This is a genomic window from Streptomyces sp. NPDC048514 (assembly GCF_043199955.1).
GTDB lineage: Bacteria > Actinomycetota > Actinomycetes > Streptomycetales > Streptomycetaceae > Streptomyces.
Genome location: NZ_JBICWT010000005.1, coordinates 86,061 through 109,939 on the forward strand (window position 1 = coordinate 86,061; position 23,879 = coordinate 109,939).

At 71.7% G+C, this 23,879-nt stretch carries 18 protein-coding genes, 1 tRNA gene and 1 pseudogene; 15 read left to right on the forward strand and 5 right to left on the reverse strand.

Features of this window, described 5'->3' with window-relative positions:
• Positions 1-55 precede the first annotated feature (55 nt).
• The 11 genes and pseudogenes from ACGFT2_RS12090 to ACGFT2_RS12140 all read left to right on the forward strand — a co-directional run bounded on the left by ACGFT2_RS12090 (position 56) and on the right by ACGFT2_RS12140 (position 14,209).
• A complete protein-coding gene (locus tag ACGFT2_RS12090) occupies positions 56-1,348 on the forward strand; it encodes an extracellular solute-binding protein (protein WP_393276519.1) in 1,293 nt (430 codons plus the stop codon).
• Positions 1,345-2,328, forward strand: a complete 984-nt coding sequence (locus ACGFT2_RS12095) for a carbohydrate ABC transporter permease (protein ID WP_393276522.1) — start codon at positions 1,345-1,347, stop codon at positions 2,326-2,328. Before ACGFT2_RS12090 ends, ACGFT2_RS12095 begins: the two co-directional genes overlap by 4 nt.
• Positions 2,325-3,149 (forward strand): carbohydrate ABC transporter permease, encoded by an 825-nt coding sequence (locus ACGFT2_RS12100; RefSeq protein WP_393276525.1) that lies wholly within the window; start codon positions 2,325-2,327, stop codon positions 3,147-3,149. The genes ACGFT2_RS12095 and ACGFT2_RS12100 overlap by 4 nt, the downstream gene beginning before the upstream one ends.
• Positions 3,150-3,151: 2 nt before the next feature.
• Positions 3,152-4,780, forward strand: a complete 1,629-nt coding sequence (locus ACGFT2_RS12105; RefSeq protein ID WP_393276528.1) for a beta-N-acetylhexosaminidase — start codon at positions 3,152-3,154, stop codon at positions 4,778-4,780.
• A 224-nt stretch (positions 4,781-5,004) separates the two neighbouring features.
• Entirely contained in the window at positions 5,005-5,898 is an 894-nt protein-coding gene (locus tag ACGFT2_RS12110) for an FAD binding domain-containing protein (protein WP_393276531.1), read from the forward strand.
• A complete protein-coding gene (locus ACGFT2_RS12115; RefSeq protein WP_393276534.1) occupies positions 5,895-8,351 on the forward strand; it encodes a 2Fe-2S iron-sulfur cluster-binding protein in 2,457 nt (818 codons plus the stop codon). Before ACGFT2_RS12110 ends, ACGFT2_RS12115 begins: the two co-directional genes overlap by 4 nt.
• Entirely contained in the window at positions 8,348-10,654 is a 2,307-nt protein-coding gene (locus ACGFT2_RS12120; protein WP_393276537.1) for a xanthine dehydrogenase family protein molybdopterin-binding subunit, read from the forward strand. The genes ACGFT2_RS12115 and ACGFT2_RS12120 overlap by 4 nt, the downstream gene beginning before the upstream one ends.
• Before the next feature lie 73 nt (positions 10,655-10,727).
• Positions 10,728-10,853: a hypothetical protein gene (locus ACGFT2_RS12125; RefSeq protein ID WP_393276539.1), complete on the forward strand. Its 126-nt coding sequence runs from the start codon at positions 10,728-10,730 to the stop codon at positions 10,851-10,853.
• A gap of 218 nt (positions 10,854-11,071) precedes the next feature.
• Positions 11,072-12,232 (forward strand): SUKH-4 family immunity protein, encoded by a 1,161-nt coding sequence (locus tag ACGFT2_RS12130; RefSeq protein WP_393276541.1) that lies wholly within the window; start codon positions 11,072-11,074, stop codon positions 12,230-12,232.
• 184 nt (positions 12,233-12,416) lie between these two features.
• Positions 12,417-13,057 (forward strand): annotated as a pseudogene (locus ACGFT2_RS12135) (site-specific integrase); the annotation flags it as partial.
• Positions 13,058-13,162: 105 nt separating this feature from the next.
• A complete protein-coding gene (locus ACGFT2_RS12140) occupies positions 13,163-14,209 on the forward strand; it encodes a hypothetical protein (protein ID WP_393276544.1) in 1,047 nt (348 codons plus the stop codon).
• A 107-nt stretch (positions 14,210-14,316) separates the two neighbouring features.
• On the opposite strand, the gene ACGFT2_RS12145 is transcribed toward ACGFT2_RS12140, so the two are convergent.
• Positions 14,317-14,391, reverse strand: a tRNA-Cys gene (locus ACGFT2_RS12145).
• 176 nt (positions 14,392-14,567) lie between these two features.
• On the opposite strand from ACGFT2_RS12145, the gene ACGFT2_RS12150 reads away from it, so the two are divergent.
• The 4 genes from ACGFT2_RS12150 (at position 14,568) to ACGFT2_RS12165 (ending at position 20,133) form a co-directional block, all read left to right on the forward strand.
• Entirely contained in the window at positions 14,568-16,004 is a 1,437-nt protein-coding gene (locus ACGFT2_RS12150) for an MFS transporter (RefSeq protein ID WP_393276547.1), read from the forward strand.
• A 331-nt stretch (positions 16,005-16,335) separates the two neighbouring features.
• Positions 16,336-18,135, forward strand: a complete 1,800-nt coding sequence (locus ACGFT2_RS12155; protein ID WP_393276550.1) for a DEAD/DEAH box helicase — start codon at positions 16,336-16,338, stop codon at positions 18,133-18,135.
• 487 nt (positions 18,136-18,622) lie between these two features.
• Positions 18,623-19,264, forward strand: coding sequence for a helix-turn-helix domain-containing protein (locus tag ACGFT2_RS12160; protein WP_318203287.1), 642 nt, complete (start codon positions 18,623-18,625; stop codon positions 19,262-19,264).
• Between the two features lie 77 nt (positions 19,265-19,341).
• Positions 19,342-20,133 (forward strand): S16 family serine protease, encoded by a 792-nt coding sequence (locus ACGFT2_RS12165; RefSeq protein WP_393276553.1) that lies wholly within the window; start codon positions 19,342-19,344, stop codon positions 20,131-20,133.
• 57 nt (positions 20,134-20,190) lie between these two features.
• On the opposite strand, the gene ACGFT2_RS12170 is transcribed toward ACGFT2_RS12165, so the two are convergent.
• The 4 genes from ACGFT2_RS12170 to ACGFT2_RS12185 are packed head-to-tail and all read right to left on the reverse strand — an operon-like array spanning position 20,191 to position 23,876.
• The gene (locus ACGFT2_RS12170; RefSeq protein WP_393276556.1) at positions 20,191-21,150 is read right to left on the reverse strand and encodes a glycine betaine ABC transporter substrate-binding protein; all 960 of its coding nucleotides are present in this window, start codon (positions 21,148-21,150) and stop codon (positions 20,191-20,193) included.
• Positions 21,147-22,001 carry an ABC transporter permease gene (locus tag ACGFT2_RS12175; RefSeq protein WP_393276559.1) on the reverse strand — a complete coding sequence of 285 codons (855 nt, stop codon included), beginning with the start codon at positions 21,999-22,001 and terminating at the stop codon, positions 21,147-21,149. The genes ACGFT2_RS12170 and ACGFT2_RS12175 overlap by 4 nt, the downstream gene beginning before the upstream one ends.
• A complete protein-coding gene (locus tag ACGFT2_RS12180) occupies positions 21,998-23,236 on the reverse strand; it encodes a betaine/proline/choline family ABC transporter ATP-binding protein (RefSeq protein WP_393276562.1) in 1,239 nt (412 codons plus the stop codon). The genes ACGFT2_RS12175 and ACGFT2_RS12180 overlap by 4 nt, the downstream gene beginning before the upstream one ends.
• Entirely contained in the window at positions 23,229-23,876 is a 648-nt protein-coding gene (locus ACGFT2_RS12185) for an ABC transporter permease (protein WP_393276568.1), read from the reverse strand. Before ACGFT2_RS12185 ends, ACGFT2_RS12180 begins: the two co-directional genes overlap by 8 nt.
• Between the last annotated feature and the right edge of the window lie 3 nt (positions 23,877-23,879).

Sequence of the window (23,879 nt, forward strand, 5' to 3'; positions counted from 1 at the left end):
AGAGCGAAACAGTCATTGCACATGTTGCAACGCACACTCTCCGGAGGAACGCTCCATGAAGCCGTCCGCCCCACTCGCCGCGCTGCTCACCCTGGTCGTCGCCACCGCCTGCGCCCCCCAGTCCTCCTCCAACCCGGCCTCCGACCGGGACGACAGGAGCGGCACCCTGCGGGTGTGGCTCTTCCAAGAGGTCGGCAACGAGCCGAAGAAGAAGGTCGTCGACACGGTCGTCACCGCCTTCGAGAGGGCCCACGAGGACGCCCGGGTCGAGGTCGAGTACATCCCCGTGGAGACCCGCGCCCAGCGCGTCAAGGCCGCCTTCAACGACCCGAAGTCCGCCCCCGACGTCATCGAGTACGGCAACACCGACACCGCCGGCTACGTCCACGACGGCGGACTCCTCGACGTCACCGGCGATTTCGCCGCCTGGAACGAGGCCAAGGACACCGACCCGACCGCCCGGCAGTCCGTCACCGTGGACGGCAAGGTCTACGGCGCTCCCCTCTACGTCGGTGTCCGCGCCCTGTACTACCGCACCGACGTCTTCGCGCAGCTGGATCTGGAACCGCCCAGGTCCCTGGCCGAGCTGGCCACCACGGCCCGTACGATCCGCGCCGCGAAACCCGACCTGTACGGCCTGGTCGTCGGCGGCGCCTACACCTACGGCGCCCTGCCCTTCATCTGGGCGAACGGCGGTGAGCTGGCGACCGGCAGGAGCGGCTCCTACGCCTCCGCGATCGACGGCGCCGCCGCACGCAAGGGCATCAAGGCCTACACCTCGCTGTTCTCCGACGCCAACTGCCCCGCCGCCAAGTGCGCCGGCATGGGCGGCAACGACACCGTGACGGCGTTCGCGGCGGGCAAGGCCGGCATGGCGATCGGCGGCGACTTCAGCCACGCGGCCGTGGAGGCCGGGAAGGTCAAGGGCAAGTACGCGGTCGTACCACTGCCGGGCGTGGCACCCGGCTCGATCGCCCCCGCGTTCGCGGGCGGCAACGACATCGGCGTCCTGAAGAGCACCGCACACCGCACGCTCGCCGTCGACCTGATGGAACGGCTGGCCTCGAAGAGGACGCAGTCGGCCCTGTTCGACGCGATGGGCTTCCTGCCGACGTTCACGGACACACGACAGCAGGCGGCGGCCCGGGAGCCGTTCGTGAAACCCTTCGTGCGGACGCTCGAGGCCGGCACGAAGTTCGTCCCCGCATCGGCGGCCTGGTCGCAGATCGACTCCTCGCTCCTGCTGCCGACCATGTTCCAGCAGGTGATCAGCGGCAGGAAGAGCGTGGACGCCGCCGCCGGCTCGGCGGCGGCGAAGATGAACGACGCGTTCGGGTCGGCCGGATGAGGGCGCCCGGCAAGCCGGTGCCGGCGGACCGCCGGCCGGCCCGGGCCGTGCCCGGCCCCGCGCGCCCGCGGGCCGGAGCCGCGACCGTCACCTCCCCGCGCCGCCGAGGCGGCCGCTCCACTCCCTGGCTGTACCTGGCGCCCGCTCTCGTCGTCCTCGGCGCACTGCTCGTCTACCCCGTCTACCAGCTCGGGCTGATCTCCCTCTTCCACTACACCCAGGCACAGGTCAGCGGCGGTGAACCGGCCGCCTTCCGAGGCTTCGGCAACTACACGGACCTGTTCTCCGACGGGCAGTTCTGGCGGGTGCTGCTGGCCACCGTGGTCTTCGCGGCGGCCTGTGTCGCCTCCACCCTCGCCGTCGGCTGCGCGCTCGCCGTCCTCCTCACGCGCGTGCGCGCCGTACCGCGGCTGGCCCTGATGCTGGCCGCGCTCGGCGCCTGGGCCACCCCGGCGGTCACCGGCTCCACCGTGTGGCTGTTCCTCTTCGACCCGGACTTCGGCCCCGTCGACCGGCTGCTGGGACTGGGGGACCACTCCTGGACGTACGGCCGGTACAGCGCCTTCCTGCTCGTCCTCCTCGAAGTGGTCTGGTGCTCCTTCCCGTTCGTGATGGTGACCGTCTACGCCGGCATCCGCTCCGTACCGGCCGAGGTGCTGGAGGCCGCCGCCCTGGACGGCGCCTCGCAGTGGCGGATCTGGCGCTCGGTGCTGGCGCCGATGCTCCGGCCGATCCTCACCGTCGTCACCATCCAGTCGGTCATCTGGGACTTCAAGGTGTTCACCCAGATCTACGTCATGACGAACGGCGGCGGCATCGCGGGCCAGAACCTGGTGCTGAACGTGTACGCCTACCAGCAGGCGTTCGCCTCCTCGCAGTACGGGCTCGGCTCGGCGATCGGCGTGGTGATGCTGCTGCTCCTGCTGGCCGTGACGCTCGGGTATCTGCGGCTGCTGCGCCGGCGGGGGGAGGAGCTGTGAGGCGGCCCTGGCGGCTCCTCGCCGAGGGGACGGCGCTGCTCGTCGCCGTCGTGGTGGCCTTCCCGCTGTACTGGATGGTGCTGAGCGCCTTCAAGCCGGCCGGGGAGATCGAGTCCGACCGGCCGAGGCCCTGGACGCTCGCACCGTCCCTGGACGCCTTCCGGCGGGTCTTCGGACAGCAGGAATTCGGCCGGTACTTCGTCAACAGCCTGGTGGTGGCGGGGAGTGTGGTGATCGCCTCGGCGCTGATCGCCTTTCTCGCGGCGACCGCCGTGACGCGATTCCGTTTCCGCTTCCGGACCACCCTGCTGATCATGTTCCTGGTGGCCCAGATGGTGCCCGTGGAAGCCCTCACGATCCCGCTGTTCTTCCTCATGCGGGACTTCGGCCAGTTGAACACCCTGGGCTCGCTGATCCTGCCGCACATCGCCTTCTCGCTCCCCTTCGCGATCTGGATGCTGCGCGGGTTCGTGAAAGCGGTTCCCGAGGCCCTGGAGGAGGCCGCCCGTCTCGACGGGGCGAGCCGCGGACGGTTCCTCTGGCAGATCCTTTTCCCGCTCGTTCTGCCGGGCCTGGTGGCCACGAGCGTGTTCTCCTTCATCTCGGCCTGGAACGACTTCCTGTTCGCCAAGTCCTTCATCATCAGCGACACCTCGCAGTCGACCCTGCCGATGGCCCTCCTGGTGTTCTACAAGCCGGACGAGCCGGACTGGGGCGGGGTCATGGCCGCCTCCACGGTGATGACGATTCCGGTACTGGTCTTCTTCGTACTCGTGCAGCGCCGCCTGGTCTCGGGACTGGGCGGAGCGGTTAAGGACTGAACATGGTGGATGTGATTCCGGCGCCCCTCGACGCGACGGCCGACGGGAACGACTCCTTCGAACTGGGCCCGGACACCGGGCTCGCCGCGGGGGAGGGCGCGGCGGGAACGGAGCGCTGGCTGCGCGGCACCCTGGGCGCCGCCACCGGCCTGCCCCTCGCACCCAGGGACGCCGGGGCCGACGACGTCGTCCGGCTCTCCACAGACCCTCAGGTCACCAGGGAACTCGGCGAGGAGGGCTACCGGCTCACCGTCGAGCGAACCGGCGTCCACCTGGTGGGAGGCGGTCCGGCCGGCCTGTTCTGGGGCGCCCAGACACTGCGGCAACTGCTCGGCCCGGACGCCCACCGGCGCGCCCCGCTGCCCGGCGGGCGATGGCGGCTGCCCCTGGTGCACCTGCGGGACTCGCCCCGCTTCGGCTGGCGCGGCCTTCTCCTCGACGTGGCCCGGCACTTCATGCCCAAGGAGGGCGTGCTGCGTTACCTGGACCTGATGGCCGCGCACAAACTCAACGTCTTCCACTTCCATCTGACGGACGACCAGGGCTGGCGGATCGAGATCGAGCGCTACCCGAAGCTGACCGAGATCGCCTCCTGGCGGACGCGGTCGAAATTCGGTCACCGCGCCTCACCACTGTGGGAGGAGAAGCCGCACGGCGGTTACTACACCCAGGACGACATCCGGGAGATCGTCGCCTACGCCGCCGAACGGCATATCACCGTCGTCCCGGAGATCGACGTACCGGGCCACTCGCAGGCCGCCATCGCCGCGTACCCGGAACTCGGCAACTCCGACGCCGTCGACACCACCGCCCTCTCCGTCCTGGACACCTGGGGGATCAGCTCCAACGTACTGGCCCCCACCGACACCACCCTGCGCTTCTACGAGGGGGTGTTCGAGGAGGTCCTGGAGCTGTTCCCCTCGCGGTACATCCACGTCGGCGGCGACGAATGCCGCAAGGAGCAGTGGAGCGAATCGGTGACCGCCAAGACCCGCATCGCCGACCTCGGCCTCACCGACGAGGAGGAACTGCAGTCCTGGTTCATCGGGCACTTCGACGCCTGGCTCACCGCACGCGGGCGGCGCCTCATCGGCTGGGACGAGATCCTGGAGGGCGGCCTCGCGAAGAACGCGGCGGTCTCCTCCTGGCGCGGATACGCGGGCGGCGTCACGGCCGCGCGAGCAGGTCATGACGTGGTCATGTGCCCCGAGCAGTACGTCTACCTGGACCACCGTCAGGCCCCGGGCGAGGACGAGCCGGTGCCGATCGGCTTCGTGCGCACCCTGGAGGACGTCTACCGGTTCGAACCCGTGCCGGCCGGCCTCACCGACGCCGAGGCGGGGCACATCCTGGGCACCCAGGCGAACGTGTGGACCGAGGTGCTTGAGGACAGCGCGCGCGTCGACTACCAGACCTTTCCCCGGCTCGCGGCCTTCGCCGAGGTGGCCTGGAGCCGGCTGCCGGGCCCGGCGGAACGGGACTTCGCGGACTTCGAGCGCCGCATGGCCACCCACTACCGGCGACTCGACGCCCTCGGCGTCGCCTACCGGCCGCCCGCCGGCCCCCGGCCCTGGCAGCGCCGCCCGGGTGTGCTCGGACGCCCGATCGAGGGTCCGCCCCCGAACAGGTAATGGAAAAAGACCGCAAGCGTCACCGAAGAGTGGCAATCCGCTCGCACCGGTGATGTCGTGCGAAAACGGACCATCTCCCTGATGAGGTGGGCGAACGCCTCCTAGCGGACCCCCGCGTTCGGGCCTTGCGAAGATGTGCCAGAGTTGCCACGTCCGCCCTGTGAGCACGTACCGTACGGCCACACAGGTGGGACCAGGTGGGGCAGCGGGAAGGGGCAGCCGGTTTGACCACGCACGCACCGCAGGCGGCGCAGGCCGTCACGCTGCCCACGACGCTGGACGAGGCCGTGGCGGCCCTGGCCGCCATGCCCGCCGCGGTTCCGGTCGCGGGCGGCACCGACCTCATGGCCGCCGTCAACTCCGGCCAGCTCAGGCCCACCGCCCTGGTGGGCCTCGGGCGGATCAGCGAGATCCGCGGCTGGCAGTACCAGGACGGTCACGCGCTGCTCGGCGCGGGCCTCACCCACGCCCGCATGGGCCGCCCCGACTTCGCGGCCCTCATCCCGGCGCTCGCCGCCGCGGCACGTGCGGCGGGCCCGCCGCACATCCGCAACGCCGGCACGCTGGGCGGCAACATCGCCTCCGCCGCTCCCACCGGGGACGCGCTGCCGGTCCTGGCCGCCCTGGAGGCGACCCTGGTCATCGCGGGCCCGGGCGGAGCCCGCCGGGAGATCCCGGTGTCGCACCTGCTGGCCGGCGTGGAGATGCTGGGCGGCGGCGAACTCATCGGCTTCGTGCGCGTACCCCTGCTGCACGCCCCGCAGGTCTTCCTGAAGGCCACCGGACGCACCGGCCCTGGGCGCGCACTGGCCTCCGTGGCCCTCGTCCTCGACCCCGCCCGGCGCGGGGTGCGGTGCGCCGTCGGAGCCATAGCGCCGATGCCGCTGCGGCCGCTGGAGGCCGAGCAGTGGGTCGCGCGACTCATCGACTGGGACAACGACCGCGCCCTCGTCCCGGAGGCCCTGAACGCCTTCGGCGAGTACGTCGCCGCGGCCTGCATCCCCGATCCGGCTCCCGAGCCGGACGGCTCGGTGGCCTCGCTTCCGCCCGCCGTACTGCACCTGCGGCGCACCGTCGCCGCGCTGGCCCGACGAGCACTGGGGAGGGCGCTGTCGTGAGCGACGACCAGCACGGAGAGGGCACGCCCCAGGGCGGCGGACGCTGGAACCCGCTGCCCCAGGGCGACTACGACGACGGCGCCACCGCCTTCGTCAAGCTCCCCGAGGGCGGCATCGACGCCCTGCTGTCCGGCGACAGCCCGCTCGCCGCACCCGGCCACGGCTATGTGCCGCCGCAGATAGCGGTCACCCCCGGGACCGGCGACCCCACGGCCACCGGCGCCTGGACGGCACCCGCCGGCGGCGCCCGGTGGCCCGACCCGAACGCCGCGGGCCCGGCACAGTCCGCGGAGGCCGGCGACCGGTTCACCTACCAGCCGGGCGCCACCCAGCACTGGACCTTCGAGGAGCCCCCGGCCCCGGGTCCGGCCGCTCCCGGGCACGACGTCACCGGGCAGTGGTCCATCCCCGTCGCCGGCGGTGATCTTCCGGACGAATCGGGCGAGTTCACCACGTCCTCGCTGGTCGAGCAGTGGGGCGGCACCCCACCGGCCACCCTGCCCGGCGGCGCCCCCGCGCCCTGGGCGACGGACGGCGCGGGCCGCCCCTGGGACCAGCCGGCGGAACCACGGATCCCGGACGGCCCCGCCGCGCCCCTGCCCGATCACACCGGCGCCCACCCGGCGGCCCCGGCACCGGCCCCCGCGCCGGAGGGGCCGGACGGCTACGCCCCGCACGAGCGGTACGGAGACGGCACGGCCGGCCACGCGGAGGACGGCCGGCCTACGAGCGGCCGGCCGGGGAACGCCGAGCCGGCGAACGGCCACGCGGCGAACGGCCACGCGGCGAACACCGACGCGGCGAACACCGACGTGGAGCACGGCGGTGTGGAGCACGCCGGTGTGGAACAGGCCGGTGTGCCGAACGGGCACGCCGGGCACGGGCGCCTGGACGCCGGGCAGGGCGACGGGCTCGACGGAACCGCCGCGCAGGCCGCGCCCGGTGGGCCCGCGACGCACGCGGTGCAGGGGGCGGGGACGGAGTCCGGCACGGTCCCGGACGCGGGTTTCCACAGCCCCTCGGCCACGGACACGGGCGTGCACGGCCCCGGGACCGCGGACACGGGCTCCCTTGATCTCTCGGCCACGGACACGGGCCTGCACGGCCCCGCGGTTCCGGGTACGGGCGTTCACGGGCTCGCGCAGCCGTCTGAGCGGGCCGCTGACGGCCCGGCGGACCACGGGGAGCCCGAAGGCCCGGTGGTGCGGCGGCAGGCCGCCACGGCAGCGGACACGGACGACGCGTCAGCACCCGTCGACTCAGCGACCACGACGGACCCAGCGGCCGCCACCGCCCCGGGACGGACGACCGGCCACGGACGGACGACCGGCCACGGACGGACGACCGTCCGGGGACGGGCCACCGACCCGACGCCCGGCACCGCCCCGGCGAGTACCACCGCACCGGAACACGCGACCGGGGCCGCCGCACCGGAGAACGCGGCCGGGGCATCCGTACCGGAACACGCGGCCGAAGGCGCCGTACCCGGGCACGCCGCCGACTCGAGCTCGCCGGCCGCCGCGGGCGACACGCCCGAGGGCGAGGCCGACGACACGGGCGAGGAGGGCGCCGAGGATCCGGCCGCCGAGCCGCTCCCACCGCACGACGACCACCCCCTCGCCTCCTACGTCCTGCGCGTCAACGGCGCCGACCGCCCCGTCACCGACGCCTGGATCGGCGAGTCCCTGCTGTACGTGCTGCGTGAACGGCTCGGCCTCGCGGGCGCCAAGGACGGCTGCTCGCAGGGCGAGTGCGGCTCCTGCAACGTGCAGGTCGACGGCCGTCTGGTCGCCTCCTGCCTGGTCCCCGCGGTCACCGCGGCCGGCAGCGAGGTGCGTACGGTCGAGGGCCTGGCGGGCGACGGGCGGCCGTCCGACGTGCAGCGCGCACTCGCCAAGTGCGGTGCCGTGCAGTGCGGCTTCTGCGTGCCCGGCATGGCGATGACCGTGCACGACCTGCTCGAGGGCAACCCGGCACCCAGCGAGCTGGAGACCCGGCAGGCCCTGTGCGGCAACCTGTGCCGCTGCTCCGGCTACCGGGGTGTCCTGGAGGCCGTCAAGGAGGTCGTCGCCGAACGCGAGGCCGCGCACGCCGGCTCCGAGACGGACGCGGACGAGGCGCGCATCCCGCACCAGGCGGGCCCCGGTTCCGGCGGCGTCAACCCGTCGGCGTTCGAGGCGCCGGGCGCGTTCGACGTCCCCCGGACCGCCCCCGCCCGCTACGGCGACCCGCAGGGCGGCTACGCCGGACCGCAGGGACCTTACGGGGACGCACCGGACGCCTACGGGGACGCGCCGGACGCCACCTACGGGGACGCGCCGGACGCCTACCGGGACGCGCCGGACGCCACCTACGGGGACGCACCGGACGCGTACGGGGACGCGCCGCCCGACCCGTACGGCACCCCCGGGCCGCACGACCAGCACTACGGCCAGGACGGAGGCCAGGCGTGAGCAACGAAGCCGGCATCGCGACCACCGCGGCGGAATCCGCCCCCGCGGCCGAGTCGTTGCCCCGCGGCATCGGCGCCTCCCTGCCGCACGCCGACGCCCGCGCCAAGACCGAGGGCACCTTCCCCTACGCGGCCGACCTGTGGGCCGAGGGCCTGCTGTGGGCGGCCGTGCTGCGCTCCCCGCACGCGCACGCGCGCATCGTGTCCATCGACACCAGCCACGCGCGCGCGATGCCCGGCGTACGGGCCGTCGTCACCCACGAGGACATCCCCGGCACCCCCCGGCACGGCCGGGGCATTCCCGACCGCCCGGTCTTCGCCTCCGAGGTCGTACGCCACCACGGCGAGCCCATCGCGGCCGTCGCCGCCGACCATCCGGACACCGCGCGGATGGCCGCGGCGGCCGTCATCGTCGAGTACGAGGTGCTCGACCCGGTCACCGACCCCGAGCACGCCTTCGAGGCCGAGCCGCTGCACCCGGACGGAAACCTGATCCGGCACATCCCGCTGCACCACGGCGACCCGGACACGGCCGGCGAGGTCGTCGTCGAGGGCCTGTACCGCATCGGCCGCCAGGACCCGGCCCCCATCGGCGCCGAGGCCGGCCTCGCCGTGCCCCGCCCCGACGGCGGGGTCGAGCTGTACCTCGCCTCCACCGACCCGCACACCGACCGCAACTCGGCCGCCGCCTGCTACGGCCTTTCCCCGGATCGGGTGAAAATCGTCGTCACCGGGGTGCCCGGAGCCACCGCCGACCGCGAGGACCAGGGTTTCCAGCTCCCCCTCGGCCTGCTCGCGCTCAAGACCGGCTGCCCGGTGAAGCTCACGGCCACCCGCGAGGAGTCCTTCCTCGGCCACGCCCACCGACACCCGACGCTGCTCAGGTACCGCCACCACGCCGACGCCGAGGGCAACCTGGTCAAGGTCGAGGCACAGATCCTGCTCGACGCGGGCGCGTACGCCGACACCTCCGCCGACGCCCTGGCCGCCGCCGTCTCCTTCGCGTGCGGCCCGTACGTCGTGCCGAACGCCTTCATCGAGGGCTGGGCGGTCCGCACCAACAACCCGCCGTCCGGCCACGTACGCGGCGAGGGCGCCATGCAGGTGTGCGCCGCCTACGAGGCGCAGATGGACAAGCTCGCCAAGAAACTCGGCCTGGACCCGGCCGAGCTGCGCCTGCGCAACGTCCTCGCGACCGGCGACGTCCTGCCGATCGGCCAGACGGTGACCTGCCCGGCGCCGGTCGCCGAACTCCTGCAGGCGGTTCGCGACTTCCCGCTGCCCGCGCTGCCCATGGACACGCCCGAGGAGGAGTGGCTGCTGCCCGGCGGCCCCGAGGGCGCGGGCGAACCGGACGCGGTGCGCCGAGGGGTCGGCTACGGGCTGGGCATGGTCCACATGCTCGGCGCGGAGGGCGCCGACGAGGTGTCCACGGCGACGGTGAAGGTCCACGACGGTGTCGCGACCGTCCTGTGCGCGGCCGTGGAGACCGGTCAGGGCTTCACCACCCTGGCCCGGCAGATCGTCCAGGAGACCCTCGGCATCGAGGAAGTCCACGTCGCCCCGGTCGACACCGACCAGCCCCCGGCCGGCGCGGGTTGCCGCAGCCGGCACACCTGGGTGTCGGGCGGCGCGGTGGAGCGCGCGGCGAAGATGGTCCGCACCCAGCTCCTGCAGCCCCTGGCCCACAAGTTCGGCATGTCCACCGAACTCCTGCAGATCACCGACGGCAAGATCACCTCCTACGACGGCGTGCTGTCGACGACCGTCACCGAGGCGCTGGACGGCAAGGAACTGTGGGCCACGGCCCAGTGCCGCCCGCATCCCACCGAGCCCCTGGACGCCGCCGGGCAGGGCGACGCCTTCGTGGGCCTCGCCTTCTGCGCGATCCGCGCGGTGGTGGACGTCGACATCGAGCTGGGCTCGGTCCGGGTCGTCGAACTGGCGGTCGCCCAGGACGTGGGCCGGATCCTCAATCCGGTGCAGCTGACGGCCCGGATCGAGGCGGGCGTGACACAGGGCGTCGGTATCGCGCTCACCGAGAACCTGCGCGCGCCGCGCGGCCTGATCCGCCACCCCGACCTGACCGGGTACGCCCTGCCGACCGCCCTCGACGCGCCGGACATCCGGATCGTCAAGCTGGTCGAGGAACGGGACGTGGTCGCCCCCTTCGGTGCCAAGTCGGTCAGCGCGGTCCCGGTCGTCACGGCGCCCGCGGCGATCGCCTCCGCCGTCCGCGCGGCCACCGGCCGCCCGGTCAACCGCCTCCCGATCCGCCCGCAGGCGGCGGTGACGGCCCAGTGAGCACACGGTCCGACGAGCGGCGCCGCCCGGCCGGCCGCCTCCCGATCCGCCCGCGGGCGGCGGCGCGGGCCCAGTGAGCACACCGCCCGACGAACCGCGCTACGAACCTCCGCCGAGCGCCGGCAAGCTGGCGGTGTGGATCCTGCTGTTCCTCGGAGCGGCCCTGGCCGTCGTGCTGGGCGGCATCTACTTCACATGACGTGACCGCAGGGCGGCCGCCACGACTTCACGTGACGTGACCGCAGGTAGGCCGCCGCGGACCTGGAACGCAGCCGCCGTCTCGAACGTCATTGCCACCGAGGGCCGTTGTCAGTGGGGCGGCGTAGTGTGCTGAGCAGTGGGGGCGCCACGCCCACCGAGGATCGCGCACGGCGACGTACTCGCACGGGCAGGCACGGGGAAGACCGCGGGGGAGCGATGAGCACGACCGACACCGGGAGTACGGCGATCACGCTGACCGAGGCGGAGCTGGACCGCTACGTCACGCACGCGCCGACGCGCGGTCTGCTCGCCGGCCCCGGACTGCCCGCGGAGACCGACCTGCTGACCTTCTCCCCGCTGCGCACGCACGGCCTGCGCACACTCGCCGACGCGGCCGGCGGCCCCTTCCGCGTGGCGGAGGAGCTGCGCAGCCGTCTGGTGATAGGCGAGCTGCTCAACCCGGCGGGCATGACCCCCGAGTCGATCCTGCTCGACGGCGTCACGGGCGAGATCACCACGGCGTACCTCTTCGAGCCGTCCGACCCGCGCCCCTTCGCGCCCTCCCTGGACACGCTCCTGAGATTCGCCGCGGTCACCGAGGAACTGGCGGGCCTGCGCGTCCGCCTGGCCACGCCGGCCGGGCAGTTCGGTCCCCGGACGGTGGCCGAGGCCTCCCGCCGGCTCCTCGCCCTGTTCGAGGAGGGCACGGACGGCAGGGTCCCGCCGTACTGGAAGGCCGCCGCGCTGATCCGCCCGCTCGCCCTCGTCGCCGGGCCGGGCGCGGCGTCCGGCCTGACCCTGGACGTCCCGGCCCGCGTGCTGGATCAGGAGTTCGGCCACGGCAGGGTGGCCCGCTTCGAAGAGGTCGACTTCCCCGGCACGCTCACCCACGAGCCGACCCGCCGCTTCCTGCGCGAGACGGGACTGCCGGAGGAGGCGGTCCTCTTCCTCGCCGACACGGACGTCCCGCTGCCGACCCTCCGCGAGTACTTCGCCGACGAACGCGGCGGCGACTACCCCTTGGACGAACTCCCCGCCCACTGCGACCACTTGATCCGCCTCGGCCATCTGGTCGACCAGAACAGCCTGGTGATCGACGGCAGAACGGGCGCGGTCCTCACCTTCAGCGAACCCGAGGCGACGCTCCACCCCCTCAACACGGACGTCTCCACGCTCGCCTTCACGCTCTTCCTCCTGCACCACGAGCGCACCATCGACGAGCACCTGGGCCGTGAACTCACCACCCGGGCCTACGACCAGCTGGCCGCGGCCATGCTCCACACCCTGACCACACTCGACCCCACGGCCACCCTGCCCGAAACCGCCTGGCACTACTGGACGGAAATCCTCCGGAACGCCCCCCACGGATCCCTCTGAACCACGGCCCGCCGAATCCCCGAGTGACGGCGAAACCTTCTGGCGAGCAGGCCCGGTGAACAGGCGCCGCCCGACCGAAACGACCGTGACGAGAACGCGGACGAACAACAGAAACGGTCGGCACCGCTGCAGGCCCGCCACCCTCGGTCCGCCCGCGCAGGCGGTAGAGGCCGCGACGGGACCCGAACGGTGGGCCGTTGCCCTCGCGCTCGGTCTGCGTCAGGGGGAGGTGCTGGGGTTGCAGTGGGTGGACGTTGACCTTGACGGTGGGTTCCTCATGGTCCGCCGTAGCCGCCACCGGCCGCAGTACGCCCAGGATGCACTGAGCCGTGTGGGCGCAAGGCCGCCGGGTACTGCCCGCAGAGGCGACGGACCAACCCGGAGCTGACCGTCACCAAGTCGCGCGCCGGCCGCCGGGCGGTCGGTCTTCCCGAACAGCTCGTCGGCCTGCTCCGGGCTCACCTCACGGCGCAGGAGGTGGAGAAGGAGGCGGCCGGGAAGGGATGGGAGGAGAACGACCTAGTGTTCCCGGACGAGCACGGCCGTAGCCCGTGCCACCGCCGGGACTGGTCTGAGTGGAAGGCACTTCTGGCGGAGGCCCACGTGCGAGACGGGCGACTGCACGACGCCCGGCACACAGCCTCGACAGTTCTTCTCATCCTGGGAGTCCCTGAGCGTGTTGTCATGGGGCTCATGGGATGGTCAACCACCGCCATGGCAGCGTGATATCAGCACATGGTTGATGCGGTTCGGGCTGACGTAGCAAGGCAAGTGGACGGACTGATCTGGTCCACCCCAGCACATCGTTTGCCGAGCGGGAAGTAGCCGATGTGCGCGGGGGTGGGCTGCCGAACGGTCACCCCCGCAAGCGCCTTGTCGGATGTTCGCCAAAGCACTCGACAGCGCCCCGCTCACTGCCAGAATGTCTCCATGGCTGATCGCGTTCTTCGTTCCAGGTTTTTGCATCGCCGAGCGCGGCGAATCGGCGCTCGCTATGCCGCGTCCATCTTGGCTGAAATCTCCGATGCGGGTATCGCGCAGCCAGAGCGACGAATAAGGATTGCAGAACGGTGGGCGTTTTCCTTCCTGGTCGTTGGGACGCTTCGCTTGTTGATTGCAGCGGCTCTTATCTTGTACGCATTTGGCCCTGGCTATCACCCCATTTTCAAGGGCTACTATAAGGCGGTGACAGGCTTCAATGAGGGCTTTGGGAGTGCTAGGCAACGGGTTCAAGGGGTTAGCTTCTCAGAGTGGTACAACCTTGTTGCTGGTTCGTCCGTACTTTTATTTCTGATGTTGGCGGTTGTCTACGCTGCTAGGCCAATGGCGGTGTTGGGTCTCATACTCGCCGACAGGAACACGGAAGCCAACCTGCACAAGGGTAGCCTATTTGTGCTCGAAAGGCGTCTGAGGGCGGCGCTCATTCTGTATGGCCATGCAGCTCTATGTGGGCGTTCTTTGTCGGCGAGGGGATTGGTGCGGGAGTCGATGGCCAATTCGGCTCGCGAGATGTCGCAGGCTGAACGCCTGGTGCTTCGCGCTTGGAAGACTTCAAGGTTGGGGTGGTCCAAACCTAGCCGCCGCTGCAGGTCTGAATGGAAGAATCACGCAGGACGGGTGGTGTCGGTCATGCGCACTGCTGCCGCACGAGTTGATGCGGACCCTGACGAGGGCATGCGGGAGCTCGGGATTCTTTTGGTTCGAATCGGGGATCGGCTCGCCGAGGGCCGCGTAGGAGCATTGCTGGACGAGGCTGAGCTGCAAGGCCACGAGGCAGTGCGTGATCGGGAGGTACTGAGAACGTTGGTCGCGGCGCTGATAGTCGCGGCCGCTGCCGTGGGCATCGCGCTCTTGCATCTACCAGAACAGGTTGCCGGCCCTCTTACTACCGTTGCTGGGGTCATAGTGCTGGTGACTCTGTTCAGGGGGGCAGCCAAGGGTGTTGAGACGGTGGCGCTTCTGCTTGGGTCCAAGTAGGCAGGGAAGCCGTACCGCGGACGAACTGAGACGGCAACTGAGACGGACGGTAGTAGGGCGGCATCCCTCCAGGGGTGCCGACCTTTCGTTCTGCCTTCTCAAGCAGCTGGAGGCCGTGGCGGGAATCGAACCCGCGTAACTCGCTTTGCAGGCGAGCCCCTGAACCACTCGGGCACACGGCCGTGTTCGTGAGACGAACGTATGGGGGAGCCGGGGTGGGGTTCAAGGGTGGGCGGGGGGTTGCAACAGGGCTGCCATACGCCGTTCATGAAGCGCGTCGGGCGTACGACCAAGGGCGGAGGGAAGGCCGGTCTCCTGACAGGGGTCAAACTCGGTGTCGGGCCTTACGCTGGCGGCCATGAGTGCCGTCGAATCCCGTGTCACCGCCGTCGTGGACCAAGCCGTCGCACCGGACGGCGGCGTGCTGGGCCGGTCCTACCGCGCGCTCAGTGTCGGGATCGTCTCCGTCGTGCTGCTCATCGCCTTCGAGGCGACCGCGGTCGGCACCGCGATGCCCGTCGCCGCGCGGGACCTGGACGGCGTGGCGCTGTACGCCTTCGCCTTCTCCGGGTACTTCACGACCAGCCTGTCCGGGATGGTCCTCGCCGGGCAGTGGTCCGACCGGCGCGGCCCCCTCGGCGCGCTGGCCGCGGGGATCGGCGCCTTCGCCACGGGCCTCGTCGTCGCCGGAACCGCACAGGCGATGTGGGTGTTCATCCTCGGGCGGGCCGTGCAGGGTCTCGGCGGCGGGCTGGTCATCGTCGCCCTGTACGTCGTCGTCGGCCGCGCCTACCCGGAACGGCTGCGGCCCGCGATCATGGCGGCCTTCGCGGCCGGCTGGGTCGTACCGTCCATCGTCGGCCCCCTCGCCGCCGGTGCCGTCACCGAGCACCTCGGCTGGCGCTGGGTCTTCCTCGGCATGCCGGTCCTCGTCGTGTTCCCGCTCGCTCTCGCCCTGCCGCAGATACGGCGGCGGGCGGCCGGCCCGGTCGACGCGGCCGCGGGCGCCGGGTCCTTCGACCGCCGCCGCATCCGGCTCGCCCTCGGTATCTCGCTCGGCGCCGGGCTCCTCCAGTACGCCGCCCAGGACCTGAGGCCCCTCTCCCTGCTTCCCGGTCTGGCCGGCGCCGCCCTGCTCGTGCCCGCCGTCCTCGGCCTCCTCCCGCGCGGCACCTACCGCGCGGCCCGGGGCCTGCCCTCGGTCGTGCTGCTGCGCGGGCTTTCCGCGGGTTCCTTCATCGCCGCCGAGTCCTTCGTCCCGCTGATGCTGGTCACTCAGCGCGGGCTCTCGCCGACGCTCGCCGGGTTCTCGCTCGCGGCCGGCGGCGGCACCTGGGCGCTGGGCTCCTGGCTGCAGTCCCGGCCACGCGTGGCGCCGTACCGGGAGCGGCTCATGACGATCGGGATGGTGCTGGTCGCCGCCGCGATCGTGGCCGCGCCCGGCGTGCTGGTGCACTCCGTGCCCGTCTGGACCGTCGCCGTCGCCTGGGGCTTCGGCTGCCTGGGCATGGGGCTGGTGGTGTCCTCCACCAGTGTGCTCCTGCTGCGGCTGTCCGCCCCGGAGGAGGCCGGTGCCAACTCGGCCGCGCTGCAGATCTCCGACGCCCTCTCCAACGTCGTCCTCCTGGCGGGTACCGGAGCGGCCTTCGCCGCCCTGGGCGGCGGGAGCGCGGCGGCCGGTGCGGCCGGCACGGCCGACGGCAGCCACCCCGCCGCCTTCGCGGCCGTGTTCCTGCCGATGGCGGGGGTGGCCCTGGCCGGGGTCTGGGTGACCCGACGGGTCTGGGAGAGGTGAGCCGGTGCCGGTGCCGTGGGTGGCGGGATGAGCCGGCGCGGGAGCGGTGAGCCGGTCCGGTGATCGCGGACGCGGATACGGACGCGGATACGGATACGGATGCGGACGCGGATGCGGATATGGGCGCGGATGCGGAGATGCGGGGGCCGGTGCCGGAGCGGAGGGGCCGTGTCGTGGTCGTGGGGTGGGTGCGGGAGTTGTGACGTGGGTCCCACCCGGGGGCGACCCGGCCTCGTCCGGGCGTTGGCGGGTGGGCGGCGCCGGTAGGGTGGCCCGGTTGTCATACGTAGCCGAACCGCCCGCCCGTCACCGACCCCTTTCCACGGAGACCGTGACTACCACCACCGCTTCCTCCACGCCCTCCCACCACCTCTCGCCCGCCTTCCCCGGCCGGGCCCCGTGGGGTACCGCCAGCAAGCTGCGTGCCTGGCAGCAGGGCGCGATGGAGAGGTACCTCCAGGAGCAGCCGCGTGACTTCCTCGCCGTCGCCACGCCCGGTGCCGGCAAGACGACCTTCGCGCTGACCCTCGCCTCCTGGCTGCTGCACCATCACGTCGTGCAGCAGGTGACCGTGGTCGCGCCGACCGAGCACCTGAAGAAGCAGTGGGCGGAGGCGGCCGCACGGATAGGGATCAAGCTCGATCCCGAGTACAGCGCGGGACCGCTCGGCAAGGAGTACGACGGCGTCGCGGTCACCTACGCCGGTGTCGGCGTACGCCCGATGCTGCACCGCAACCGGGTGGAGCAGCGCAAGACCCTCGTGATCCTGGACGAGATCCACCACGCCGGTGACTCCAAGTCCTGGGGCGAGGCGTGTCTGGAGGCGTTCGAACCGGCCACGCGCCGGCTCGCGCTGACCGGTACGCCGTTCCGGTCCGACACCAACCCCATCCCCTTCGTGACGTACGAGGAGGGGAGGGACGGGATCCGGCGCTCCTCCGCCGACTACACCTACGGCTACGGCAACGCCCTCGCCGACCACGTCGTGCGGCCGGTCATCTTCCTCTCCTACAGCGGCAACATGCGCTGGCGCACCAAGGCCGGTGACGAGATCGCCGCCCGGCTCGGCGAGCCGATGACCAAGGACGCGGTCAGCCAGGCCTGGCGTACCGCGCTCGACCCGCGCGGTGAATGGATGCCGAGCGTGCTGCGCGCCGCCGACCAGCGGCTGACCGAGGTCAGGAAGGCCATCCCGGACGCCGGCGCCCTCGTCATCGCCTCCGACCAGGACTCCGCCCGCGCCTACGCCAAGCTGATCCGTGAGATCACCGGCAGCAAGGCGACGCTCGTGCTGTCCGACGACGCCGGCGCCTCGAAGCGGATCGACGACTTCAGCGCCGGCGACGACCGGTGGATGGTCGCCGTGCGGATGGTGTCCGAGGGTGTCGACGTGCCGCGCCTCGCGGTGGGTGTCTACGCCACGACGATCTCCACCCCGCTGTTCTTCGCCCAGGCCGTCGGGCGTTTCGTGCGGTCCCGGCGGCGCGGCGAGACCGCCTCGGTGTTCCTGCCGACCGTGCCCGATCTGCTGACCTTCGCCAACGAGATGGAGAAGGAGCGGGACCACGCCCTCGACAAGCCGAAGAAGGAGGGCGAGGAGGACCCGTACGCCGAGTCCGAGAAGGAGATGGAGGAGGCGAACAAGGAGCAGGACGAGGACACCGGCGAGCAGGAGCAGTTCGCCTTCGAGGCGCTGGAGTCCGAGGCCGTCTTCGACCGGGTGCTCTACGACGGCGCCGAGTTCGGCATGCAGGCCCACCCCGGTAGCGAGGAGGAGCAGGACTACCTGGGCATTCCCGGGCTGCTGGAGCCCGATCAGGTGCAGATGCTGCTGCAGAAGCGGCAGGCCCGGCAGATCGCGCACAGCAAGAAGAAGCCGGACAGCGAGGCGGACCTGCTGGAGCTGCCGGCCGAGCGGCGGCCGATCGTCTCGCACAAGGAGATGATGGAGCTGCGCAAGCAGCTCAACACCCTGGTCGGCGCGTACGTCCACCAGAGCGGCAAGCCGCACGGGGTCATCCACACCGAGCTGCGGCGGGTGTGCGGGGGGCCGCCGAGTGCGGAGGCCACGGCGGGGCAGTTGCGGCAGCGGATCGACAAGGTGCGGGAGTGGGCCACCCGGATGCGGTGACGCTCCGCCGGGGTGCCGAACCTTCTCTTCCCACTCACCTGCCGTCCACCCACTCACCTGCCGTCCACCCACTCACCTGCCGTCCGCCCACCTGCCCGTCCGCCCACCTGGCTCGGTCGGCCGGATACCGGCCGCCACGGGGCTCCGCCGCGGAGCCCGATTCCGTTCCGGGCTCCCGCCCCGGCCCGACGGGTGTGGGCTTCTCGCGAGTCCGGCGTGTGCGTATCAGGACGAATGCAGGCAGGCCGGATCTGCCCTTGCCCGGATTCTGGACGAAGGCTTCCGCTCAGCGAACCGGCTTCGCTACTGTCCCGCTACGCACACGCCCCGTGGCAGCGCCGCCGCGGAGCGCAGCCGTGAAGCGACTCGGCCCGGAAGCTGCCGGGCCGTTCTGCCGATCGGCGGCCTCTGCGCGCGTCGCCGACGGGACTCGGTGAGGCATCCGCCGTCAGAGGGCGCCGACCTCACCACCAAAGGAGTGGGCGTCGTGACCGCGGAGACCTCTCAGACGCTCGACCGGGGACTGCGCGTCCTCAAGCTGCTCGCCGACACGGACCACGGTCTGACCGTCACGGAGCTGTCCACCAAACTGGGCGTGAACCGCACCGTGGTGTACCGGTTGCTGGCCACGCTGGAGCAGCACGCCCTGGTACGACGTGACCTGGGCGGGCGAGCCCGGGTCGGGCTCGGCGTGCTGCGGCTCGGCCGCCAGGTGCATCCGCTGGTCCGGGAGGCCGCGCTGCCCGCGCTGCGATCGCTGGCCGAGGACATAGGGGCGACCGCCCATCTGACACTGGTGGACGGGACCGAGGCGCTGGCCGTCGCCGTGGTCGAGCCGACGTGGACGGACTACCACGTGGCCTACCGGGCCGGCTTCCGGCATCCCCTGGACCGCGGGGCGGCAGGCCGGGCGATCCTCGCCGCACGGCAGTCGCCGTCCGCCGATCCCGGATACACGCTCACGCACGGCGAGCTGGAGGCCGGGGCGAGCGGGGCCGCGGCGCCGCTGGTCGGCGTGACGGGGGTCGAGGGCAGCGTGGGTGTGGTGATGCTGGCCGACGCCGTACCGGAGCGGGTGGGGCCCCGGGTGGTGGAGGCGGCACGGGAGGTCGCGGAGGCACTGCGCTGACCTGGGCCCGGGTGCTCGATCTCCGTGCCGGGTGAGGGGCAGGTGGCGGGGGGTAGGGGGCGGGTTAGATTGAGCTTGTGCTCTCACGTCTCACACGCCCCCAGGCCGTAGCCGTCTGCGCCGTGCCCGTCGTGGCCCTCGTCGCCACCGCCGCTTTCGCGCCGCTGCCCTTCTCGGTGGCGCAGCCCGGGATGACGGCGAACGTGCTCGGGGAGAACAAGGGCACCCCCGTGATCACCGTCTCCGGCGCGCCGACCCGCAGGACCAGTGGGCAGCTGCGGATGACCACGATCGAGGCGACCGGTCCGGACGCCCGGGTGTCCCTCGGTGACGTCTTCGGCAACTGGTTCCGCAGCGACCGGGCCGTCATGCCACGCGACTCGGTCTACCCGAGCGGCGGCGACGTCAAGGAGATCGAGAAGCACAACACGGCGCAGATGCGGCAGTCCCAGGACGCCGCGACCCAGGCGGCGCTGAAGTACCTGCACCTGAGCGCCGGCAAGGTCAAGGTCACGCTCCGGCTCGCCGACGTGGGCGGGCCCAGCGCGGGGCTGCTGTTCACCCTGGGCATCGTCGACAAGCTGGACGGCGACGGCAGCGGCGGCGACCTGACCGGGGGACGCACCATCGCCGGCACGGGCACCATCGACGCCGCCGGCAAGGTCGGCGCGGTCGGCGGGGTGGCTCTGAAGACGCAGGCCGCCCGGCGGGACGGGGCCCGTGTCTTCCTGGTGCCGAAGGCGGAGTGTGCCGATGCCAGGTCGAATCTGCCGGAGGGGCTGAGGCTGGTCCCGGTGACCACGCTCCGGAGCGCGGTCGACTCCCTGGTGGCCCTGGAGAAGGGCAAGGGCGCGGTCCCGAGCTGCTAGAGGGAGACCCCGACCCCCTCCCACTTCACGACCCCCTCCCACTTACACGAACCACTCCTACTTCACGAACCCCTCCTGCTTCATCCAGTCCAGGGCCACCTGGTGCGGGTCCTGCCCGTCGACGTCCACCTTGGCGTTCAGCGTCTGGGCCACCGCGTTGTCCAGCTTCCTGGTGACGGGCTCGATGACGCCCGCGATGGCCGGCCACTTCTTCAGGACCGCGGAGTTGACCACGGGCGTGGCGTTGTAACTGGGGAAGAACTTCTTGTCGTCGGCCATGACCACCAGGTTCATCGACTTGATGCGGCCGTCGGTGGTGAAGACCTCCCCGTAGGTGCAACTGCCCTTCGCCACCTGGGTGTAGATGATCCCGGTGTCCATCTGGGTGATGTTCTTCGCCGGCACGCTCATGCCGTACGCCTTCTCCATCCCCGGCAGCCCGTCGGCCCGGTTGGCGAACTCGCCCTCCACGCACAGGGTGACGGCTCCCGGGTCCTTCCTGGACAGCGCGGCCACCTCGGACAGCGTCCTGGTGGGGTACTTCCTGGAGTTCGCCTGGTTCATGGCGAGGGCGTAGGTGTTGTCCAGCTTCGAGGGCGGCAGCCAGGTGAGTCCGTTCTTCCGGTCGGCCTCGCGCACGGCCTCCCACTGCTTGCGCGGATCGGGGATCGGCCTGCTGTTGCCCAGATAGGTGATCCAGCCGGTGCCCGTGTACTCGAACTGCGCGTCCGCGTCGCCCTTCTTCACCGCCTCCCGCGATCCGATGGAGCCCTGGATACCCGTGCGGTCCACGACGTCCGCGCCGGCCGCCTGGAAGGCGATCCCCATGATGGCGCCGAGGATCAGCTGCTCGGTGAACTCCTTCGAGGTGACGGTCAGATGGGCGCCCCGGAGCGGCTCGCCCCGGCCGATCGTGCCCGGCGTCACGTCGTCGGTCATGGGGGAGCCGCTGGTCAGCCCGCAGCCGGTGGCCACGGTCAGCAGCGCCGCCGGCAGCAGGCTCGTACGCCGCCTCATGACCCCGCCTCCAGGCCTCGGGGCCGCAGCAGCGCCTCCGCCAGTGAGGCCAGCCAGTCCACCAGCAGGGCGAGGGCGATGGTGAGGATCGAGCCCAGCACCAGCACCGGCATGCGCTGGGTGGTGATGCCCGTGGTGATCAGCGTGCCCAGGCCGCCGCCCCCGCCGAACGTCGCGAGGGTCGCGGTACCGACGTTGAGGACCAGGGCCGTCCGCACGCCCGCGAGGATCAGCGGTACGGCGAGGGGGAGTTCGACCCGGGCGAGGACGCCGAGCGGGGACATGCCGATGCCGCGGGCCGCCTCCAGCAGGGCCGGGTCATTGGCCTGCAGACCGGCGATGGTGTTGGCGAGGACCGGCAGGACGGCGTAGACGATGATGCCGATCAGGGCCGCCCTGGTGCCGGTGCCGAGCCAGATCACCAGCAGGGCGAGCAGGCCGATCGCCGGGGTGGCCTGCCCCATGTTGGCGATCGTCATCGCCAGTGGAGTGGCCCTGCGGCAGGCCGGCCGGGTCAGCAGGATGCCCAGCGGGATCGCGATGATCAGCACGAAGAAGGTGGAGATCGCCGTCAGTTCCACGTGCTGCCACAGCGCCTTGGCGACCAGCCCGCCGGACAGCGCGTTCCTGGAGATCGTGTCCAGGTCCGCCTGCTCGAACCAGAGCCAGGTCCCGAGCAGCAGCAGGAGCAGCAACGCCGGCAGGATGGTCAGCCGCTGCCAGGTCAGACGGCGTGCGGGCGGGCGCGGGCGCGGTGCCGGTGCCTCCTGCTCCTCCTCGCCCTCGGCCTCGTCGGCGAAGGCGGGTGCGTCGATCTCGTGCTCGCCCCCGGGCGGCCGGGCCGTGCTCACGCCTTCTTCTCCGCTCCGTGACCCTCCTGCTCGAAATGGGTCTGCTGGGCGCGCGCCTCGACCAGGTCGGCCTGCGCCTCCATGGCCTCCAGGCGGTCGGCCTCCAGCAGTTCGTGCACGGAGTTCATCAGGGTCTCCATGTCGACGACGCCGATGTACTCCCCGCGCCGCCCGGTGACGGCCACCCGACCCGCGTTGTCGGTGAGCACCGCCTCCAGCGCGTCCCGGAGGGTGGCGTCCCGGGTCACCGTGTCGTGCACCAGCGTGCCCGCCCGGGCCAGCGAGCCCCGCGCCCGCATCAGGTCGCCGCGCCGGAGCCACTTGTAGGGCCGGCGGCGCCTGTCGAGCAGCAGGATCTCGTTCGTACCGCTGCCCCGCAGGAAGCCGAAGATCTGCTGCAGCGGGGTGTCCACGGTCACCGTCGGGTAGTCCCGCATCTCCACGTCCCGTACCCGGGTCAGGTTCAGCCGCTTCAGGGCCGCGCCCGCGCCGACGAAACCGGAGACGAAGTCGTCCGACGGGTTGGTGAGGATCGCCTCCGGGGTGTCGAACTGGGCGATGTGCGAGCGCTCGCGCAGCACCGCGATCCGGTCGCCCAGCTTGATCGCCTCGTCGAAGTCGTGCGTGACGAACACGATCGTCTTGTGCAGCTCGCGCTGGAGCCGGATCAGCTCGTCCTGCAGGTGGTCGCGGGTGATCGGGTCGACCGCGCCGAACGGTTCGTCCATCAGCAGCACCGGGGGATCGGCTGCCAGCGCCCGGGCCACACCGACGCGCTGCTGCTGACCGCCGGAGAGCTGGCGCGGATAGCGGCCGTGGAACTCGCCCGGGTCCAGGCCCACCAGGTCGAGCATCTCCTCCACCCGGTCGCGGATCCGGGGCTTGGACCAGCCGGTCATCCTCGGCACCAGCGCGATGTTCTGGGCGACGGTCATGTGCGGGAACAGGCCCGAGGACTGGATGGCGTACCCGACCGTGCGGCGCAGCTTCACCGGGTCGATGTCGGTGACGTCCTCGCCACCGATGCGGATCCGCCCGCCGGTCGGCTCGATCAGCCGGTTGATCATCTTCAGGGTGGTCGACTTTCCGCAGCCCGAAGGGCCGACGAAGATCACCGTCTCGCCCGCCCTGATCTCCATGCTGACGTTGTCCACGGCCGGCTGCGGGCTGCCCTGGTACCGCTTGGTCAGGTTCTCCAGTTCGATGGTCGCCCCCGCGACGGCCGTCTCAGACACGGATCCCCCTGGGGATGGTCAGCCGTCCCAGCAGGACGTAGGCGGCGTCGAAGAGGAGCGCGAGGATGATGATCCCGAGCGTGCCCGCGAGCACCTGGTTCAGGGCGTTCTTGCTGCCCAGCGAGGCCAGCCCGCGGAAGATCTCGTTGCCCAGGCCGGGGCCCGACGCGTAGGCGGCGATGGCGCCGATGCCCATCAGCATCTGCGTGGCGACGCGGATGCCGGTCAGGATCGGCGGCCAGGCCAGCGGCAGCTCGACCCTCAGCAGCCGCATCGGGCGGGACATGCCGATGCCGCGGGCCGCGTCCACCAGATCCGGATCGACCCCGCGCAGGCCCACGATGGCGTTGCGCACGATCGGCAGCAGGCCGTACAGGGTCAGTGCGATCACCGTCGGCGCGACGCCCAGCCCCACGACCGGGATCAGCAGACCGATCAGCGCCAGGGACGGGACGGTGAGGATGGTGGAGGTGGTGAGCGTGGCGAGGTGGCCGGCCCATTCGCTGCGGTAGGTGACGACCCCGACGAGCACCCCGATGACGGTCGCCAGGACCATGCACTGGAAGACCGCGCTGGCGTGCTGGAGGGCGTCCGTGAGCAGTTGCTGGTGGCGGCTGCCCAGGTACTCCCAGAAGTTCACCCG

Coding starts and splice junctions, on each gene's coding strand:
- ACGFT2_RS12090 (WP_393276519.1), top strand. CDS start 56: ATGAAGCCGTCCGCCCCACTCGCCGCGCTGCTCACCCTGGTCGTCGCC.
- ACGFT2_RS12095 (WP_393276522.1), top strand. CDS start 1,345: ATGAGGGCGCCCGGCAAGCCGGTGCCGGCGGACCGCCGGCCGGCCCGG.
- ACGFT2_RS12105 (WP_393276528.1), top strand. CDS start 3,152: ATGGTGGATGTGATTCCGGCGCCCCTCGACGCGACGGCCGACGGGAAC.
- ACGFT2_RS12130 (WP_393276541.1), top strand. CDS start 11,072: ATGAGCACGACCGACACCGGGAGTACGGCGATCACGCTGACCGAGGCG.
- ACGFT2_RS12140 (WP_393276544.1), top strand. CDS start 13,163: ATGGCTGATCGCGTTCTTCGTTCCAGGTTTTTGCATCGCCGAGCGCGG.
- ACGFT2_RS12150 (WP_393276547.1), top strand. CDS start 14,568: ATGAGTGCCGTCGAATCCCGTGTCACCGCCGTCGTGGACCAAGCCGTC.
- ACGFT2_RS12170 (WP_393276556.1), bottom strand. CDS start 21,150: ATGAGGCGGCGTACGAGCCTGCTGCCGGCGGCGCTGCTGACCGTGGCC.